This window comes from Staphylococcus sp. GDX8P54P (genome assembly GCF_017893165.1).
In the GTDB taxonomy this organism is placed as follows: domain Bacteria; phylum Bacillota; class Bacilli; order Staphylococcales; family Staphylococcaceae; genus Staphylococcus; species Staphylococcus borealis.
The window spans coordinates 280-673 of the sequence record NZ_JAESMM010000093.1; the positions used below are offsets into that span (position 1 = coordinate 280).

The 394-nt window shown below is 29.7% G+C and carries 1 protein-coding gene; it reads right to left on the reverse strand.

Translation table 11 applies throughout. The annotated features are described in order from the left end of the window. Nucleotides 1-22: 22 nt before the first annotated feature. The coding region (locus KA909_RS13415; protein ID WP_210130340.1) for an efflux RND transporter periplasmic adaptor subunit at nucleotides 23-394 on the reverse strand (372 nt) is incomplete at its 5' end.

Below are 394 nucleotides of genomic sequence, written 5' to 3' on the forward strand. Positions count from 1 at the left end.
GCTTATTGTGAAAAACTTATGGTTAATAGGATAGAAGTGAGGATGAAGGGTGTACGATAACTTTATCCCCAAAGTTTAATCCTTTGGATACCATAATATACCCATTTTTGGGGCTCTTAGTATATTCTATTCTTCTTTTAATAATTTTGTTGTTTTGTGTAATTAAAACATAATCATTTTCAAATATTGAATTTGTAGGTAGTTCTATTTTAGAACTTCCAACATCAATATCGAAATGACGACCAAGTGGGTAATGATCTTGAGTGGAAATATCTACTTGATAAATGGATTCTCCTTTTTCCACTTTGTGAGGAATTTGAGAAATAGATAAAATTTTACCAGTGAATAATTTAGCGTGCTTTGTTGTAACATTTACCTCTTGGTTTATTTTAAT